This window comes from Sphingomonas sp. (genome assembly GCF_036731925.1).
Lineage (GTDB): Bacteria > Pseudomonadota > Alphaproteobacteria > Sphingomonadales > Sphingomonadaceae > Sphingomonas.
Map to the genome: position 1 here is coordinate 904,072 of NZ_DAINDJ010000002.1, position 16,224 is coordinate 920,295.

12 protein-coding genes are annotated in these 16,224 nt (G+C 67.5%); 4 read left to right on the plus strand and 8 right to left on the minus strand.

Features of this window, described 5'->3' with window-relative positions:
• Positions 1-10 precede the first annotated feature (10 nt).
• Positions 11-166, plus strand: a complete 156-nt coding sequence (locus V7E00_RS13835) for a hypothetical protein (protein ID WP_333573218.1) — start codon at positions 11-13, stop codon at positions 164-166.
• A gap of 62 nt (positions 167-228) precedes the next feature.
• Here V7E00_RS13835 and V7E00_RS13840 read toward each other — a convergent pair whose 3' ends face one another.
• Genes V7E00_RS13840 through V7E00_RS13850 form a run of 3 tightly spaced genes read right to left on the minus strand, consistent with a single transcriptional unit; the run spans position 229 to position 2,312 of the window.
• Positions 229-606, minus strand: a complete 378-nt coding sequence (locus V7E00_RS13840) for a type II toxin-antitoxin system death-on-curing family toxin (protein WP_333573219.1) — start codon at positions 604-606, stop codon at positions 229-231.
• 5 nt (positions 607-611) lie between these two features.
• Complete coding sequence (locus V7E00_RS13845) at positions 612-839, minus strand: AbrB/MazE/SpoVT family DNA-binding domain-containing protein (protein ID WP_333573220.1); 228 nt, start codon at positions 837-839, stop codon at positions 612-614.
• 15 nt (positions 840-854) lie between these two features.
• Positions 855-2,312, minus strand: a complete 1,458-nt coding sequence (locus V7E00_RS13850) for an MFS transporter (protein WP_333573221.1) — start codon at positions 2,310-2,312, stop codon at positions 855-857.
• A 147-nt stretch (positions 2,313-2,459) separates the two neighbouring features.
• Here V7E00_RS13850 and V7E00_RS13855 point away from each other — a divergent pair, with 147 nt between their 5' ends.
• Both V7E00_RS13855 and V7E00_RS13860 read left to right on the plus strand, forming a co-directional pair.
• Positions 2,460-3,605, plus strand: a complete 1,146-nt coding sequence (locus V7E00_RS13855) for an acyl-CoA dehydrogenase family protein (RefSeq protein ID WP_333573868.1) — start codon at positions 2,460-2,462, stop codon at positions 3,603-3,605.
• Positions 3,606-3,727: 122 nt separating this feature from the next.
• Entirely contained in the window at positions 3,728-4,516 is a 789-nt protein-coding gene (locus V7E00_RS13860) for an SDR family oxidoreductase (RefSeq protein WP_333573222.1), read from the plus strand.
• Between the two features lie 22 nt (positions 4,517-4,538).
• Here V7E00_RS13860 and V7E00_RS13865 read toward each other — a convergent pair whose 3' ends face one another.
• Positions 4,539-6,794 (minus strand): NADP-dependent malic enzyme, encoded by a 2,256-nt coding sequence (locus V7E00_RS13865; protein ID WP_333573223.1) that lies wholly within the window; start codon positions 6,792-6,794, stop codon positions 4,539-4,541.
• A gap of 91 nt (positions 6,795-6,885) precedes the next feature.
• Complete coding sequence (locus tag V7E00_RS13870) at positions 6,886-8,409, minus strand: hypothetical protein (RefSeq protein ID WP_333573224.1); 1,524 nt, start codon at positions 8,407-8,409, stop codon at positions 6,886-6,888.
• A gap of 111 nt (positions 8,410-8,520) precedes the next feature.
• Between V7E00_RS13870 and mutS the strand changes: the two genes are divergently transcribed.
• Positions 8,521-11,100 (plus strand): DNA mismatch repair protein MutS, encoded by a 2,580-nt coding sequence (gene mutS / locus V7E00_RS13875; protein WP_333573869.1) that lies wholly within the window; start codon positions 8,521-8,523, stop codon positions 11,098-11,100.
• Between the two features lie 92 nt (positions 11,101-11,192).
• Here mutS and V7E00_RS13880 read toward each other — a convergent pair whose 3' ends face one another.
• The 3 genes from V7E00_RS13880 to uvrB all read right to left on the minus strand — a co-directional run bounded on the left by V7E00_RS13880 (position 11,193) and on the right by uvrB (position 16,204).
• The gene (locus V7E00_RS13880) at positions 11,193-12,881 is read right to left on the minus strand and encodes a putative bifunctional diguanylate cyclase/phosphodiesterase (protein ID WP_333573225.1); all 1,689 of its coding nucleotides are present in this window, start codon (positions 12,879-12,881) and stop codon (positions 11,193-11,195) included.
• Positions 12,882-13,399: 518 nt separating this feature from the next.
• Positions 13,400-13,924, minus strand: a complete 525-nt coding sequence (locus tag V7E00_RS13885) for a hypothetical protein (RefSeq protein ID WP_333573226.1) — start codon at positions 13,922-13,924, stop codon at positions 13,400-13,402.
• Between the two features lie 84 nt (positions 13,925-14,008).
• Positions 14,009-16,204 (minus strand): excinuclease ABC subunit UvrB, encoded by a 2,196-nt coding sequence (uvrB, locus tag V7E00_RS13890; protein ID WP_333573227.1) that lies wholly within the window; start codon positions 16,202-16,204, stop codon positions 14,009-14,011.
• Positions 16,205-16,224 lie beyond the last annotated feature (20 nt).

A 16,224-nucleotide genomic window follows, 5' to 3' on the forward strand; every position in this document is an offset into this window, starting at 1 on the left:
AGAGCATGTCATGTCGAACGAACCGCAGCGCAGCCGCGCCGTCTTTTCCACCGAGGATTTCCGCTTGCTCCGCGAGGCCGTCGGCGCCCATCTGCAGGCGGTGAAGGACAAGCCGGAATCGGTGAAATATTCCAACCTCTACCACCGTTTGGGCCGCGTGGCCTGACGTCTTTCCTGGGGAGGAAAGGATGCCCGCCGGGTCGAGGACCCGGCGGGCATTTTCCGTGTTCAGCCGGCCTTGCTGCGCAGCCAGGCCGCGAAGGAATCTTCTCCCAACTGGCCGGCGGCGAGGGCGAGCATGGTCTGGATGGCATCCATTTTGTCGAAGGCGATCTCGATGCGGTTCAGCTTGAGGAACAAGCGGGTCAGCACCCACGCAGTGCGCTTGTTGCCGTCGGCAAAGGGGTGATTGCGTGCAACGCCAAAGCCATAGGCAGCTGCCAAGGCGAACGGGTCCTCTTCGCCATAAGCCGCCTTGTTCAACGGCCGCGCCATCGCCGATTCGAGCAGTCCCGCGTCCTTCACGCCGGACAGACCGCCATGTTCCGCCAATTGCCGCTCATGCACCGCCAGCGCTATATCAGCGGTAAGGAAGCGGAACTGCAACTCGCTCACCGGGCGAGGACGGCGAGAACATCGCGATCCTCACGCATGATTTCTTCCGCCGCCTGCATCGCCTCGGCGAAATCAACGTCTGCCGCCCGAAGCGTGACGCTTCCCTGGCCTTCCGTGAGGAAGAGGTCGTCGCCCAGCTCCACCCGCAGACGCGCGAGGATTTCCTTGGGGAGGATGACACCGGCAGAGTTGCCGATCTTGATGATCTTGAGCGGCTTGGTCATACGTTCGTTATAACATCAGTTCGCACCACCTTCAACGCCGCGCAGCTGCGCCAGCCGGGCGGCGTGCTCCGCCTTGCCGAAGGGGAAGCGCCGATAGAAGAACGCCGCGATCGCGCCGAGCAGGAGGTAGACGGCGCAGAAGATCAGGGTGAAGCGGTCGACCACCGCCTCGGGCACCGTCCCCGGCTTGGCGCCATCCGGGAAGCCGGAGAGGCTGAGGATCAGACCGGTCGCGAAGATGCCGAGCCCGCTCGAGCATTTCTGGACGAAGAAGAACCCGGCGAAGAACACGCCCTCAGACCGCCGCCCGGTCTCGACCTCGCTGTGCTCGACAACGTCGGCCAGCATCGAGGCGCCGAGCATGGTGGAGGAGACCGCAAAGGTCGCGTTGACGGTGAAGATGGTGAACAAGACCGGCAGCAGCAGGGGATCGCCGGGGGCCGGGAACAGCCCGACGAGGCGGAGGACATAGGGCGCGACGAGCAGCAGCACCGCACCGACGAGCGCGATGGTCGCCGCGGTCGGCTTGCCCAGCCAGCGGGCGAGCCGCGGGGCGATCAGGAAGGCGAGGACGACGCCCAGGAACAGCGTTGCCCCGAGCAGCTGGAAGGCGAGGTTCCCGAAATTCCAGACATGGGCATAGAGATAGTTGGACATCGAGAAGCTGATGCCCTGCGCGACGAAATAGCTGAGCGCCGCGGTCATCAGCACCAGAAAGGCCGGGTTGCGCAGCGTGGCGAACAGCTCAGCGATGCTCTGACGGAGCGGCTGGGGCGCGATCTCCACCGGCGGCAGGTTCTTGATCTCGCGGTGGGTGCCCAATGCCGAGCCGAGGATCGCCACCACCATCAGCGCCGCGCCGCCGATCGCGAAGCCCGAGTAGCCCGCGCGGTCGAACTGGCCGTGCGGCTGGCCCGCCCGCTCGGCAAGGAACCAGCCATAGGAAAGCATCAGCATCGCCATGCCCCCGCCCCAGCCGAACAGGAAGCGATAGGCCATGATCCGCGTCCGCTCCTCATAGTCGGAGGAGAGCTCCGGGCTGAGCGCCTGCGACGGCACCTCGAAGGCGGAAACGGCGGTGCGCACCACCACGGCGGTGACGAACAGCCAACCTAGCAGCGCCCCCTGGCTCCATGCCGGCGGGTTCCACAGGAACAGCCAGCCCACCGCGATCGGCAGCCAAGCCGCGTACATCCAGGGATGGCGCCGCCCCCAGCGGCTGCGCGTCCGGTCCGAGAGCATGCCGATCGCCGGATCGACGAATGCGTCGAACAGCAGCGCGCACATGATCACGAAGCCGACCTGCGCGGCGGGCAGTCCTACCACCTGGTTGTAGAACAACAGCAGGAAGGTGACGAAGCAGAAGTCCTTTACGCCATAGGCCGCGGCGCCGAAGCCATAGGCCAGCATCGTCGGCGTCGCCACGCGCCGGCTCGGCGGTACGGGCGGGGTGTCGGCGGTGCGACCGGCCATCAATCTCTTCTCCACTACGTCCCCCGGGCGTCCCGATACAGACGCGGGGCCGTCGCGGCAAACGAAACACTTTGGAATATCGGGTACGGCTTGCAGCCGACCATCCACGCGCTATACCTGCTGGTAATTAGAACCGAGAGGATGGCCATGGCCCTCGAAACCGAGCTGTTCGACGCGCTGATCGACACGGTCCGCCGCTTCGTCGCCGAGCGGCTGCGCCCGCTGGAGGCGGAGGTGGAGGCCGCCGATGCGATCCCCGACGTGATCGTCGAGGAGATGAAGTCGCTCGGCCTGTTCGGCCTGTCGATCGCCGAGGAACATGGCGGACTGGGCCTCACCATGGCCGAGGAGTGTCGGGTGGCGATCGAGCTGGGGCGCACCACCCCTGCCTTCCGTTCGGCCTTCGGCACCAATGTGGGCATCGGCAGCCAGGGCCTGGTGATCGCCGGCACACCCGAGCAGAAGGAGCAGTGGCTGCCGAAGATCGCCTGCGGCGCGATCATCACCAGCTTCGCGCTGACGGAACCCGACGTCGGCTCCGATTCCGCATCGGTGAAGACGCGCGCCGTCCGCGACGGCGATGTCTACCGGATCAGCGGCACCAAACGCTACATCACCAATGCCGACAAGGCGCAGCTCTTTACCGTGATGGCGCGCACCGGCGAGGAAGCGGGCGGCCGCGGCGTCTCTGCCTTCCTGGTGCCGCGCGACCTGCCCGGCGTCTCGATCGGCGAGCCCGAGAAGAAGATGGGGCAGAAGGGCGCGCGCGTGGCCGACGTGATCTTCGACGACGTGCCGGTTCCGATCGAGAACCGATTGGGCGAAGAGGGCGAAGGCTTTCGCATCGCGATGCAGGTGCTCGATCGCGGACGGCTGCACATCGCCGCGGTATGCGTCGGGGTGGCCGAGCGACTGATCGCCGACTGCGTTGCCTATGCCAGCGAGCGGAAGCAGTTCGGCAAGCCGATCGCCGAGCACCAGCTTATCCAGGCGATGCTGGCGGATTCAAAGACAGAGGCGCTCGCCGCGCGCGCGCTGGTACTGGAGACGGCAACCGCCAAGGACGCGGGGGCGAACACCACGATGGAAGCCGCCGCCGCGAAGTATTTCGCCAGTGAAATGGTCGGTCGTGTTGCCGACCGGGCCGTGCAGATCTTCGGCGGGGCCGGGTACATCGCCGATTACGGAATCGAGCGGCTGTTCCGCGATGTGCGGCTGTTCCGCATCTACGAAGGCACCAGCCAGATCCAGCAGCTGATCATCGCCCGCGAGACGCTGAAGCGCGGCGGATAATCAAGCCCTCTCCCCACCGGGAGAGGGTGCGGAGAGGGGCAGTCGGATACACGAACCGATGGGCCGGGATCGAGAGACTGCCCCTCTCCCCGGCCCTCCCCCAGGGGGAGAGGGAGTTTGGCATGGACGTATCTTCGCTGTTTCGACTCGACGGACGGGTGGCGCTGGTCACCGGCGGCTCGCGCGGCATCGGGAGGATGATCGCCGAGGGGTTCGTTGCATCCGGCGCGAAGGTCTATGTGTCGTCGCGCCGGGCCGACGCCTGCGAAGCCACCGCGGCAGCGCTGGGTCCGAACGCCATCGCCCTGCCCCATGACGTCTCGACCGTCGAAGGCTGCCGAGCCCTCGCCGCCGATCTCGGGAAGCGCGAACAGCAGCTCGACGTCCTTGTCAACAATGCCGGCGCGGCCTGGGGCGAGCCGTTCGAGAGCTTTCCGGAGAAGGGCTGGGACAAGGTGATGGACCTGAACGTGAAATCGCCCTTCTTCCTGACCCAGGCGCTGCACGGCCTGCTCAAGGCCGGCGGGAGCGCGGAACGCCCGGCCAAGGTGATCAACATCACCTCGATCGACGGCCAGCGGCTGAATGCCTGGGAGACCTATAGCTATCAGGCGTCGAAGGCCGCGCTGATCCACCTCACCCGGCGGATGGCGGCGCGGCTGGTGCGCGACCAGATCCACGTCACCTCGATCGCCCCCGGCGCCTTCCCGAGCGACATGAACAAGGCCGCACGCGACCATGGCGGCACCGTGGCGCAGGCGATTCCGGCCAAGCGCATCGGCGTCGCCGAGGACATGGCTGGCGCGGCGATCTACCTCGCCAGCCGGGCCGGAGATTATCTGGTCGGGGAGACCGTCACCGTGGACGGCGGGCTGGTCAATGCCTCATTGGGCGCGAGCATCGACGGCTGATCCGTCGATGCTCGCCTGAACCTCAGCGGGCGATGTCGCCCGCAGCCAACACCGCCAGCGTCACCAGCTCGCTGGCGGTGGAGGTCATCGGCGCGATCTGCACCGACTTCTCCATGCCGATCAGCATCGGGCCGATAGTCGAATCGCCGCCCAGCTCGCGCAGCAGCTTGGCCGAGATGTTGGCCGATTGCAGGCCCGGCATGATCAGGATGTTGGCCGGACCCGAGAGGCGCGCGAACGGATAGTTGGCGAGCAGCTTCGGGTTCAACGCCACGTCCGGCGCCATGTCGCCTTCATATTCGAAGGTCACGCCGCGCGCGTCGAGCACCTTCACCGCGTCGCGGATATTGTCGATCCACTTGCCCTCGGGATTGCCGAAGGTCGAGTAGCTGAGCAGCGCCACGCGCGGTTCATGCCCCATGCGGCGGGCGACCTGCACGGTGCGCTCGGCGATGTCGGCCAGCTCCTCGGCGTTCGGCCGCTCGTTCACCGTAGTGTCGGCAATGAAGACGGTGTGCGACCGACCGACCAGCACGTGGATGCCGAACGGCGTTCGGCCGTCGACCGGATCGATCACGCGACGCACCTGCCGCATCGTTTCGGCATAGGTGCGGGTGACGCCGGTGATCATCGCATCGGCATGGCCGAGGCGGAGCAGCAGCGAGCCGAAGATGTTGCGGTCGCGATTGACCATCCGCTCACAATCCCGGCGCAGATAGCCGCGGCGCTGGAGGCGCTGGTACAGCATCTCCACCATGTCCTCCACCAGCGGCGAGTTGACGCTGTTGTGCAGCTCGAAATGATCCGGGTTCGCGCCCAGTGCACGCAACCGGTCGTGCACCGACTCGCGGCCCACCAGCACCGGCGTACCGTATCCGCCTTCCTGGAACGCGATGGCGGCGCGCAGCACCACTTCTTCCTCGCCCTCGGCGAAGATGACGCGCTTCGGCTTGGCACGGGCACCCTCATACGCCATGCTCAGCACCGACGTGGTCGGGTTCATGCGCGCGCGCAGTTGCTGGCGATAGGCCGTCATGTCGATGATCGGCCGCGTCGCCACGCCCGAGTCCATCGCCGCCTGGGCGACCGCTGCCGGGATGATCTCGATCAGGCGCGGATCGAACGGCGTCGGGATGATGTAATCCGGGCCGAAGCTGTGCGACGTGCCATAGGCCGTTGCGACTTCTTCCGGCACCTGCTGGCGGGCGAGTTCGGCCAGCGCGCGCGACGCCGCGACCTTCATCGCATCGTTGATCGTCGTCGCGCGCACGTCGAGCGCGCCGCGGAAGATGAACGGGAAACACAGCACGTTGTTGACCTGGTTCGGATAGTCCGAACGGCCGGTGGCGATGATCACGTCCGGCCGCACGCGCTTGGCCTCGGGCGGGGTGATCTCCGGATCGGGGTTCGCCATCGCGAAGATGATCGGCTTCGGCGCCATCTTCTCGAGCAGCTCGGCCGGCAGCGCGTTGGCGGCGGAGAGGCCGAGGAACACGTCCGCGCCCACCAGCGCCTCGGCCAGCGTGCGCCGGTCGGTCTTGGCGGCATGGGCGGACTGCCACTGGTTCACGTCCTCGCGGCCCTGGTAGATCACGCCGGTGCGATCGCACATCAGCAGATTGTCCTGCGGCAGCCCCATCGCCTTGATCAGCTCGGTGCATGCGATCGCGGCGGCGCCGGCGCCGTTGACCACGATCTTCGTCGTCTTGATGTCGCGGCCGGTCAGGTACAGCGCGTTGATCAGGCCGGCGGCGGCGATGATCGCGGTGCCGTGCTGGTCGTCATGGAACACCGGAATGTTCATGCGCTCGCGCAGCGTCTGCTCGATGACGAAGCATTCGGGGGCCTTGATGTCCTCAAGGTTGATGCCGCCGAAGCTTGGCTCCATCAGCTCGACCGCGTCGATGAAGCGGTCGACATCCTCGGTCTTCAGCTCGAGGTCGATCGAGTCGACGTCGGCGAAGCGCTTGAACAGCACCGCCTTGCCTTCCATCACGGGCTTGGACGCGAGCGCGCCGAGATTGCCGAGGCCCAGGATCGCAGTCCCGTTGGAGATCACCGCGACGAGGTTGCCCTTCGCCGTATAATCATAGGCGGTTGCCGGGTTCTCCGCGATCGCCAGCACCGGCACGGCGACGCCCGGCGAATAGGCCAGCGCCAGGTCGCGCTGGGTTGCCATCGGCTTGGAAGCGACGATCTCGATCTTACCGGGACGGCCCTCGGCGTGATAGCGCAGCGCCTCTCGATCGGAAAATTGGACGTTGCTCTCTTCGGCCATCCGCTCGGCTCCTAATGATGGATATTTACTCCCCCTAAAGCAGCCCGACGCGGCGATTGCAAACGACGGAAGCCCTGCTCCGTGCTTTCCCCTACGTCCGGACGCGTGGGCGAACGGCGTAAAGCGCGCTGCGGGCGGACCGCCAGATCGGCACCAGCCGCGGTTCTGCCGCACCGCGCGGGAGCTGCACGTCGATCAACCAGACATAGTCGGCTGCGTCCAGCGGCAGGCGCGGTACGACGTCGGCGATGGTCTGCCGCGTCTCCCCGCCCCGGCCGACACAGTCCGGGGGTGAGACGAGTTGCGACGGATCGGTCGCGAAGCCCGGTGGCGCATAGCGGACCTGCAGCAGATGGATCGAGGCGACCGACCAGTGCGCATTGGTCCAGGCTTGGCGCTCGGCGGTGGCCAACGCGGCTAGATGGGTGAGCCGCGGCTGGCGCCAGGCGCGCAGGCCGCAATCGTTGGGCACCAGGTTCAGCACGCGGCTGCCCGGCGCGATATGATCCAGCGCCGCCAGTTCGCGCGCATAGCTGCGCTGATAGCCGAGGAAGCTGGCGCTGGTGACGCCGAACCGCACCGCCAGCAGCGCCGCGCCCCCAAGCAGCACCAGTCGGCGCCGCCACATCGCGACCGGGCGCCAATCCTGCAGCGCCAGCGCCAGCATCATCGCATAAGGTGCCAGCCGCATGTCGACATTGTTGGTGCCCGAAAGCTGGAGCGGCGCCGCGAGGAACAGCGCCGCCGTTCCCAGCACCGGCCAAAGCCCGGCGCGCACGATCCGCGCACCACTCAGCCGTCCCAGCAGCAGCACCGCCAGCGCCGCAGCCACGGTGGCGATGTCGAGCGCGGCGCTCTGGTCGCGGACCAGCGCGGTCAATTCGTCGAGCTTGCCGGGGAAGTCCCATGCCGTCGTGCCGCCATCGCCGCGGGCGACCGCGAGCGGCAGCACTATCGTGACGAAAGGCCAGAGCCGCCCCGCCACGCCGATCGCCGCCCTGAGTCGCCACCAACTGCCGACGCGGCCCGCCTCATAGCCCGCCGCCCAGAGCAACAGCAGCGCCCCGCCCTCGCCGTGCCCCAGGAACAGCGCCGGCGCGATCGGCAGGAACAGCGCCCCCCGCAGGGTAGGGCGACACTCGAGCGCGATCCACAACGCGAACCCGCACAGCGCTAGCGCCGCCGTGAAGGAATAGTTGACGAAGCCCCAGAGGAACGGACTGTTGTAGACGAAGATCAGCGCCCAGGGCAGCGCTGCGCTCCCCTGCGGGTTGAGCTGGCGCGCGACCACCAGCAGCCCCAGCACCGTCAGCACCGGCACCGCCGCGCAGACCAGCCACATCGCCTCAGCCGGCCCGAGCAGCGGGTGCAGCACCTGCACGATCAGGTCGGCCGCGAGATTGAGCGTCGGCCGCCAGACGAAATCGAAATAGCGGTGCAGCGGGCTGTCCGGCGCAGCCAGCTGCGCCGCGAACCGACCGATATGGCCCGGCGCATCGGTCAGCGGCGGCACGCTCACGAAGAGGAACGGCAGCACCGACAGCGCCGCCAGCGCGACGACCCAGCGCCACCGCAGCATCGGCGCCGCCTGCTGAGGAAGCGGGGACTTGTGCATCGCCCGCGCCCTTATCCCCAGATTCCACCAGCGTCACCCCGTGGCGGCGGTTGTGCGGCCCCCTGCCCATCCGGTAGCGAGATGCCCATGTCCTCCGCCGCCCCTACCCCGATGATGGCCCAGTATCTCACGCTCAAGGAGGAGGCCGGCGACTGCCTGCTGTTCTACCGCATGGGCGACTTCTTCGAGCTGTTCTTCGAGGATGCGAAGATCGCGAGCAGCGTGCTGGACATCGCGCTCACCTCGCGCGGGGAGCATGCGGGGGACAAGATCCCGATGTGCGGCGTGCCGGTACATGCGATGGAGGCCTATCTCGCCCGGCTGATCAAGGCAGGCCACCGCGTCGCCATCGCCAACCAGACCGAGACGCCTGAGGAGGCAAAGAAGCGCGCAGGCTCCAAGGCGCTCGTTTCCCGCGCGATCATCCGCGTGGTGACGGCCGGAACGCTGACCGAGGAAGCGCTGCTCGACAGCCGCACCGCCAATTGGTGCGCGGCGGTGGGCGAAGCGGGCAGCGGCGTCGCGATCGCTTGCGCCGACATCTCCACCGGCCGGTTCGAGCTGATCGAGACCGATGCGGCACGGCTGGGCGCCGAGCTCGCGCGGCTCAACCCCGCCGAGACAATTGCCTGCGATGCCACCGCGTTCGCGGAACTCGCCACTGCGCTGCGCCCCAAGATCGACTTCGACAGCAGCGGCGGCGAGGCGCGGCTGAAGCGGCTGTTCGGCGTGGCGACGCTGGACGGGTTCGGGCAATTCTCGCGCGCCGGGCTGGCGGCCGCAGGCGGGCTGGTCGCCTATCTGGAGCACACGGCCAAAGGCTCGCTCCCTTTCCTCCGCCCACCACGGGTCAGCCAGGCCGAAGCCGCGATGGCGATCGACGCGGCGACGCGCGAAAGCCTGGAACTCACCGTCAGCGCGGCCGGCACGCGCAAGGGCAGCCTGCTCGACGCGGTGGACCGCACCGTCACCGGGGCGGGCGCGCGCCTGCTCGGCGCCGACATCGCCGCGCCGCTGATGGACCGTGCCGCGATCGATGCGCGGCTCGATCTCGTCACGCTGTTCCACGATGATGCCGGCCTGCGCGACAGCATCCGCGCGACGCTGCGCGCGCTGCCCGACATCGGCCGCGCGCTTGGCCGCGTTGCCGCCGGGCGGGGATCTCCGCGCGATCTCGGCCAGCTGCGCGACGGCCTCGACGGCGCGTGGCGACTGGGCGAGCGGCTCGACCGCATTGCCGATGCGCCCGCCCTGCTCCGCGACCTCGCGCCACAGCTTCGCGGCCACGGCGCGCTGATCGACCTGCTATCCCGCGCGCTCGTGCCAGAACCGCCGGTCGACGCCGCGCATGGCGGCTATATCGCCGAAGGCTACGACGCCGCTCTCGATGACCTGCGCGATGCCGGTGCCGGTGGCCGCCGCGCGATCGCAGCGCTTGAGGCTGACTATCGCGCCCGCACCGGCATCACCGCGCTCAAGATCCGCCACAACGGCGTACTCGGCTATCATATCGAAGTGCCTGCGCGCTCGGCGGATGCGCTGATGAAGCCCGACAGCGGCTTCACCCACCGCCAGACGCTGGCCGGCGTCGTGCGCTTCAATGCGCCCGAGCTGCACGACGTGGCGATGAAGGTCACCCAGGCCGGCGCCCACGCCCTCTCGGCCGAAGCCGCGCACCTGGAGGATCTGACCGGCCAGGCGCTCGCCCGGCGCGAGCCGATCGCCGCGACCGCGGACGCGCTCGCCCGCATCGACGTCGCCGCCGGGCTTGCCGAACGCGCAGCCGAAGGCGGCTGGGCAAGGCCTGACCTGGTCGAGCATAGCTGCTTCGATATCGAGGGTGGTCGCCACCCGGTGGTCGAAGCCGCCGTCGCGCGCAGCGGCGGCCGCTTCGTGGCGAATGACTGCAAGCTCTCCGAAGACTCGCGCCTGTGGCTGGTCACCGGCCCCAACATGGGGGGCAAATCGACCTTCCTGCGCCAGAACGCGCTGATCGCGGTACTCGCCCAGGCCGGCAGCTACGTGCCCGCCACGCGCGCGACGCTGGGGCTGGTCGATCGGCTGTTCAGCCGCGTCGGCGCTTCGGACAATCTGGCGCGCGGCCGATCGACCTTCATGGTCGAGATGGTCGAAACCGCCGCGATCCTGGCGCAGGCGACGCCGCGCAGCTTCGTGATCCTCGACGAGGTCGGTCGCGGCACCTCCACCTATGACGGCCTCGCCATCGCCTGGGCGGTGGTGGAGGCGATCCATGAGGACAATCGCTGCCGCTGCCTGTTCGCCACGCATTACCATGAGCTGACCCGGCTGGCCGAGCGCTGCGACGCGCTTACCCTCCACCATGTCCGCGCGCGCGAATGGAAGGGCGAGCTGGTGCTGCTGCACGAACTGGCCGATGGGCCGGCGGACCGCAGCTACGGCATCGCGGTCGCGCGGCTGGCCGGCATGTCCCCCGCCACGGTGAAGCGCGCCAAGGCAGTGCTCGACAAGCTGGAGGCGGGCCGCGCCAAGACCGGCGGACTCGCAGCGGGGCTCGATGATCTCCCCCTGTTCGCCGCCGCCGCGCATGCGGAGGAGGAGAAGGTGGACGCGCTGCGCCACGAACTGGACGCGCTCGACATCGACGCGCTCAGCCCGCGCGAGGCGCTGGACGTGCTCTATCGGCTCAAGGGATTGGCAAAGGACGTCTGACGATCACGAGGGGGGACACGGACCGGCGAAACACGCATGCGCCAGCACTGCGTCCTCGCGCCGCCACACTGCGCCCTCCTTCCGTGACACCGCTAGGCGGCGGCGCGCTCGGCGTATGTCTCCAGGAACGTCCCCGCCTCGGCCGCCGGCAGCGGCCGCGAGAACAGATAGCCCTGAAACTCGTGGCAGCCGAAGGAACGGAGGAACAGCTGTTGCGTCTCGTCCTCCACCCCTTCCGCCGTCACCCCAAGGCCCAGCGACTGGCCAATGCCCAGCACCGCCTGGATGATGGCGCGCGCATCCTGCGAGCGACCGATGTCGCGTACGAAGCTCTGGTCGATCTTCACGCGATCGATCGCCAGCTTGTGGAGGTGCGAAAGGCTGGAATAGCCCGTGCCGAAATCGTCGAGCACCAATTGCACGCCCGCGGCACGCAAGCGCGCGAGCCCCGCTTCCACGCACGGATCCATCGCGAGCACGGCGCTTTCGGTCACCTCGAGCTGCAGCTGGCCCGGGTGCATGCCGTGCCGCGCGAGAATGGCGAGTACCTGCCGGTCGAATCCGGGGCTCCGTAGCTGGATCGGGGAAAGGTTCACTGCCAGCGAAACGTTGGGGAAGCGCGCCATCATTGCGGCGGCGCGGTCGAGCACCAACTCGCCTAGCGGAACGATGAGCCCGCTGGTCTCGGCAATCGGGATGAAGGTGGCAGGCGAAATCGTGCCACGGGTCGGGTGATGCCAGCGGGCCAGCGCCTCGACACCGACGACGGTATTGCCGCCGGCGCCGATCACCGGCTGATAGTGCACGTCGAGCTGTTCGCCGCTGGCCACCACGTCGCGCAGGTCTGCTTCCAGCGTGCGGCGGTCCTGCACCTCGGCGGCAAGCGCGGCATCGAACAGGCGGAACTCGTTGGCGGGCTGTTGCTTGGCCTCGTACAGCGCGAACTCCGCACGGCGATGCAGATCCTCCGCGCGAACGCCCGGTTCCGCCCAGGCGCAGCCGATCGACAGCGCCAGCTTCACTGCGCCCGCCGGCCCGGAGAGCGGCAAGTTGGCCAGCGACAGCAAGCGGCGACAGGCAGCTTCGGCCGCTGCCGCATCGGGGCAATCATCGATCAGCAAGGCAAAGGTATCGCCGCCGGTGCGCGCCACCCAGTCCGACCCGCGGGCCGCGCCCGCGAGCCGGTCCGCAAAAGCGCGGAGCAGGGCATCGCCGACGCACTCGCCAAAGGCTTCGTTGATGTCCTTGAATTGATAGAGATCGACCAGCAGCAGCGCCGGCTGCCCCCGCGCAGGTGCATCCAATGCCGCGGCCAGTTGCTCGCTAAGCGCGGCGCGGTTCGGCAGTCCGGTCAGCGCATCATGGAAAGCGAGATGCCGCGCCCGAGCCTCTGCATCTCGCAACGCGGTGATATCGGTAAGGATCGTAAGGACCAGCGGATCGCCTTCCACGTCAATCCGGCGGCGGCGCGTGACTACGTGGCGGGGCGTTCCGTCATACGCCTTCACGGTCTCTTCGGTTTCCATGTCGTCGCCGGTCGCGAAAACATGCGCGTGCTCGGCCGAGTAGCGCACATATTGATCGTGGGGGATGTGCATGGCCAGCGGCGTGCAGCGCCAATAGGTCGGGTCACGCCCCGCCAGCGCGCAAAATGCGACGTTCACGTCCACGATCATGTCGCTGCGGTCGATCAGGATGACGGGCGAGGGTATCGCCTCGAGCATGGCGCCGAGACCGGTTCGGCGGGACGCAACTGCGTCTCCCTGTTCGTTCTTCGCCATCAGCACCCCGCCGCGTGATCCACCAGCGGTCGGTCCTGCCTATGCGACTCGCGCCGCGCCAAGCTAGGACTTGTCCATATCCAGGCGGAAACCTGACGATAACCTGCGGGCCGTGCGCCCGAGGCTCCTCAAAATGAAAGAGGCCGCCGGGACCCTACCAGGGCACCCGGCGACCTCCGACATGGTCAGCGGCCGGAGAGCTCCAGCCCGGGAGACCATGCGGACCGCTTTACCTGCAGCTGCCGGCGTTGATTGGAAGAGGATACCTCCCGCACGGCACGACGGACGGAGGACTTCCGCCCGCGCGGCAAGGTCAGCGGCGCGTCTCCCGAACGAACTGAACCGACCTCATTGCTGAACCATGAGACATCGGATCACCTCCTTTCGCTTGTTGAAGAGCCTGTGCCTCTCGACACACTTGACATGTAGGACGCACCTGAGTCGCAGAACAAGTCTTGTAAAAGAATTTTATCGGTGCGATTCTGGAAGTCTGGCCCGAAACGGCGCGCCGCTTCGTGCTATTTGCGGCAGTCCTCCACCACGCGCAGGATCTCCGGCCAGGCCGGTATCACGAGCACCGGCAGCCCCCCGCCCTCGATCACGAACCGCCCACGGCTGAAGCCGAGCGCGTCGAGAAAGCTGTCGTTCGGCGCGAAGCTGATCGCCAGCATGCCGGGGGCACCCAGGTCCGGTGTCGCGGGGATCGCACGGACGGCACTGGTGGTGCGCAGCGTAAGCGCCGTCGGGGCAGAACCCGTGCGCGACAGGGTCACCCGCCGCGCGGCAAGGTCACAACGCAGGATCGCAAGCGGCGTACCGCCGGCAACGCCGTAGGTCGCGCGGCCGGCTCGATAGCGCCAGTCACCCGGCGTCAGCGGCCAGTCCCGCCAATCCGCACCAAGTGCCGGGGCGGCGGGCGGCGGCGCGGGCACTGGCACCGACACCGGCCGGGGAGCCGGTGCTGGCGGCGGCGTGGATGGAGCGGGCACGCAGCCGGCGATGAGAACGAGGCCGGCACCGGCCAGCAGGGAAAGCAAACGCATGGCCGTGCTTATGGGGGAGCGGGCGATGCGGCTCAACTGGCGGCTGCAGCGATCACGACGGAACGCGAGCTGGCCGCGACGCAGCTATCCCCGCCGAGGTCCGCCGAACTTGGTCTTGGTCTGCTTGCCATATCGCGTCTTGCGCGTGCCCGGCTTGCCTTCGTTGCTGCGCCCCATCACCGGTGCCTTGCGCTCGCCTTCGGGCAGTCCGAGTTCCTCCGCCTCCAGCGCGCGGATCTCGTCGCGCAGGCGCCCGGCTTCCTCGAACTCCAGATTCGCGGCGGCGTCGCGCATCTTCTTCTCGAGCTCCTCGATATAGCCGCGCAGATTGTGACCGACCATGTGCGGGCGATCGGCATCGATCTCCACGGTCACGCCGTCCTTCGAGGCGACATGGGCGATGATGTCGCCGATGTTCTTCTTGACGGTCGCCGGGGTGATCCCGTGCTCGAGGTTGTACGCCATCTGCTTTTCGCGGCGGCGGCCGGTTTCGGCGAGCGCGCGCTCCATGCTGCCGGTCATGCGGTCGGCATAGAGGATCACGCGGCCTTCCACATTGCGCGCCGCGCGGCCGATCGTCTGGATCAGCGAGGTTTCGGAACGGAGGAACCCCTCCTTGTCCGCATCGAGGATCGCGACCAGCCCGCATTCGGGGATGTCGAGCCCCTCGCGCAGCAGGTTGATGCCGATCAGCACGTCGTACACCCCCATGCGCAGGTCACGGATCAGCTCGATGCGCTCCAGCGTCTCGGTGTCCGAGTGCATGTAGCGAACCTTCACGCCCGCCTCGTGCATATATTCGGTCAGGTCCTCGGCCATGCGCTTGGTCAGCGTCGTCACCAGCGTGCGATAGCCCTTGGCAGCCGTTGCCTTGCACTCCTGGATCAGGTCCTGCACCTGCTCCTCGACCGGCTTGATCTCCACCGGCGGATCGATCAGTCCCGTGGGGCGGATCACCTGCTCGACGAACACGCCGCCGGTCCGCTCCATCTCCCAGTCGCCGGGCGTCGCCGAGACATAGGTGGTCTGCGGCCGCATCGCGTCCCATTCATTGAAGCGCAAGGGGCGGTTGTCGATCGCCGAGGGCAAGCGGAAGCCATATTCGGCGAGCGTCAATTTGCGCTTGTGGTCGCCGCGCGACATGCCGTTGATCTGGCCGATCGTCTGGTGGCTCTCGTCGACGAAGAGCAGCGCGTTTTCCGGCAGATACTCGAACAAGGTGGGCGGCGGCTCTCCGGGCAGGCGGCCGGTGAGGAAACGGCTGTAATTCTCGATGCCCGCGCAAGAGCCGGTCGCCGCGATCATCTCCAGGTCGAAATTGGTACGCTGCTCGAGCCGCTGCAGCTCCAGCAGCTTGCCCTCGGCCTCCAGTTCCTTCAGCCGCTCGGTGAGTTCGTGGCGGATCGCTTCCATCGCTTGCTTGAGCGTCGGCCCCGGCGTCACATAGTGGCTGTTGGCATAGACGCGGACAGTGTCCAGGCTCGCAACCTTCTTGCCGGTGAGGGGATCGAACTCGACGATTTCCTCGATCTCGTCGCCGAAGAAACTGATCCGCCAGGCGGTGTCCTCATAATGCGAGGGAAACAGCTCGAGATTGTCGCCGCGCACCCGGAAGGCGCCGCGTCCGAAGGCGGCGTCGTTGCGCTTGTACTGGAGCGCGACCAGCTTGCGGATAATCTCGCGCTGGTCGACCACCTGCCCCTTCTTCAGGTCGAAGATCATCGCGGAATAGGTCTCGACCGAGCCGATACCGTAGAGGCACGAGACCGAAGCGACGATGATCACGTCGTCGCGCTCCAGCAGCGACCGGGTGGCGGCATGGCGCATCCGGTCGATCGCCTCGTTGATCGAGCTTTCCTTCTCGATATACGTATCCGACCGCGGCACATAAGCCTCGGGCTGGTAGTAATCGTAATAGCTGACGAAATATTCGACCGCGTTCTCGGGGAAGAAGTTCTTGAACTCCCCATAGAGCTGCGCGGCGAGGATCTTGTTGGGCGCGAGGATCAGCGCCGGGCGCTGCAATTCCTCGATGACCTTGGCCATGGTGTAGGTCTTGCCCGATCCGGTGACGCCGAGCAGCACCTGGTCCCGCTCGCCCGCCCGTGCCTGCTCCACCAGCTCCGGAATCGCGAAACGCTGGTCGCCCGAAGGCTGATAGTCGGAGACGAGCTTGAACTTCTTGCCGCCCTCCGCCTTTTCGGGGCGCTGCGGGCGGTGGGGAATGAAGGCTTGGCCCGTTTCGGGCTCGGCAAGGTTGGTCCGGATCTGGATCGCCATGGCCGGAATATGGGGTGTGC

Bases quoted from the DNA above. Each gene is read 5' to 3' on its own strand.
- V7E00_RS13835 (WP_333573218.1), top strand. From the start codon at position 11: ATGTCGAACGAACCGCAGCGCAGCCGCGCCGTCTTTTCCACCGAGGAT.
- V7E00_RS13845 (WP_333573220.1), bottom strand. From the start codon at position 839: ATGACCAAGCCGCTCAAGATCATCAAGATCGGCAACTCTGCCGGTGTC.
- V7E00_RS13850 (WP_333573221.1), bottom strand. From the start codon at position 2,312: ATGGCCGGTCGCACCGCCGACACCCCGCCCGTACCGCCGAGCCGGCGC.
- V7E00_RS13855 (WP_333573868.1), top strand. From the start codon at position 2,460: ATGGCCCTCGAAACCGAGCTGTTCGACGCGCTGATCGACACGGTCCGC.
- V7E00_RS13860 (WP_333573222.1), top strand. From the start codon at position 3,728: ATGGACGTATCTTCGCTGTTTCGACTCGACGGACGGGTGGCGCTGGTC.
- V7E00_RS13865 (WP_333573223.1), bottom strand. From the start codon at position 6,794: ATGGCCGAAGAGAGCAACGTCCAATTTTCCGATCGAGAGGCGCTGCGC.
- V7E00_RS13870 (WP_333573224.1), bottom strand. From the start codon at position 8,409: ATGCACAAGTCCCCGCTTCCTCAGCAGGCGGCGCCGATGCTGCGGTGG.
- mutS (WP_333573869.1), top strand. From the start codon at position 8,521: ATGATGGCCCAGTATCTCACGCTCAAGGAGGAGGCCGGCGACTGCCTG.
- V7E00_RS13880 (WP_333573225.1), bottom strand. From the start codon at position 12,881: ATGGCGAAGAACGAACAGGGAGACGCAGTTGCGTCCCGCCGAACCGGT.
- V7E00_RS13885 (WP_333573226.1), bottom strand. From the start codon at position 13,924: ATGCGTTTGCTTTCCCTGCTGGCCGGTGCCGGCCTCGTTCTCATCGCC.
- uvrB (WP_333573227.1), bottom strand. From the start codon at position 16,204: ATGGCGATCCAGATCCGGACCAACCTTGCCGAGCCCGAAACGGGCCAA.